Origin of the sequence: Flavobacterium sp. MFBS3-15 (assembly GCF_026107645.2) — a bacterium.
In the GTDB taxonomy this organism is placed as follows: Bacteria; Bacteroidota; Bacteroidia; order Flavobacteriales; family Flavobacteriaceae; genus Flavobacterium.
This window is the reverse complement of record NZ_JAPCHV010000039.1, coordinates 1-1,349: the sequence shown is the minus strand read 5'-3', so window position 1 is coordinate 1,349 and position 1,349 is coordinate 1. Positions and strand designations below refer to the sequence as shown.

The window sequence follows — 1,349 nt, the reverse complement described above, 5'->3', positions numbered from 1 at the left end:
TGTCTCGTCCTGAAAAAAGTTGACTAATAAATGTCAATATTATGAAAAAGCAGGATTCTAAGGGGACAGGTTTATCCCCGAGTATTAGGTACAGTGAAGCCTTTAAACGAGCTGTTGTCAGGGACTATGAGCGGGGTATCCTAAACAAAGCTCAGATAAAAGCCAAATATGGTATAGGTGGTAAGTCAAGGGTTTTGGATTGGTGCCGTAAATATGGTAAATTAGTTTATCCAACAGGCAATAATGGTCGCCCTATGAAAGATCCACAAAAGCAGCGTATTAAAGATTTAGAAAAGCAATTAGAAGAAGCCCGACTAAAGGTTTTGGCGTATGAGAAATTAATTTCTATAGCTGAAAAAGAAGAAGGTATTAGCATCTTAAAAAAAGACGTAGCCAAACAATTGACGAGCTTGCCAAAACCTACCCAAGAAGAGTAAGTATGTTTTGTGGGTTGTTTGGCTTTAGTAAACAGGCATATTACAAGCATCAAACTTATAAGAAAATATCTGATTCTAAGAATTTGGATACAAGGGAATCGGTTCTTGTTTTACGCAGGCAGATGCCGCGTCTGGGCACACGTAAGCTTTACTATTTACTTAAAGCGGAAGGCAGTATTCATATTGGAAGAGATAAACTGTTCTCAGTTTTAAGGCATGAAGGATTGTTGGTTAACAGAAAACGTAAGTATACAGTTACAACCAACTCAAAACACTGGCTCAGAAAATACCCGAATTTAATCAAGGGGATACATTTGGAACGACCGGAACAGTTATGGGTGGCTGATATAACCTACATTGATACACTTGATGGTAACGTTTATCTCCACCTCATTACAGATGCTTACTCCAAACAGATCATGGGATATGAACTCTGTAATAACATGGAGGCCACTTCTACTCTTAAAGCCCTAAAAATGGCATTGGATAAACGTAAATATAAAACATCTAAACTTATACATCATTCTGACAGAGGGCTGCAATATTGCAGTAAGCTGTATACTGATTATTTAAAACAAAACAATATTGCCATTAGTATGACAGAAAATGGAGACCCCTATGAAAATGCAATTGCTGAAAGGGTTAATGGAATATTAAAAGATGAGTTTGGGCTCTCTGACAAACTTGAAGATATGATCCAGGCGAAGAAATTAACCAGTCAGAGCATTAAAATATACAATAACTTAAGGCCTCATCTGAGCTGTTCAATGTTAACGCCTAATCAGATGCATCAACAGGATAAAGTCAAACTAATATCTTTTAAAAAGAAAAAGTTCAGACAACTTGAAAATGTCTGAACTTTTATCAAATTTGTATAATCAAAAAATAGTCAACCTATTTTAGGACTAGTCA

General features: G+C 36.2%; 1 protein-coding gene. It reads left to right on the top strand.

Going from position 1 to position 1,349, the window contains the following annotated elements; translation table 11 throughout:
• The first annotated feature begins 41 nt into the window (after nucleotides 1-41).
• Nucleotides 42-1,294 (top strand): IS3 family transposase gene (locus OGH69_RS18200; protein WP_265175924.1). Its coding sequence is split into 2 segments (ribosomal slippage): nucleotides 42-387 and nucleotides 387-1,294, totalling 1,254 coding nucleotides; the frame shifts between segments, so codons are not numbered across the junction.
• The last annotated feature ends 55 nt before the right edge of the window (nucleotides 1,295-1,349 follow it).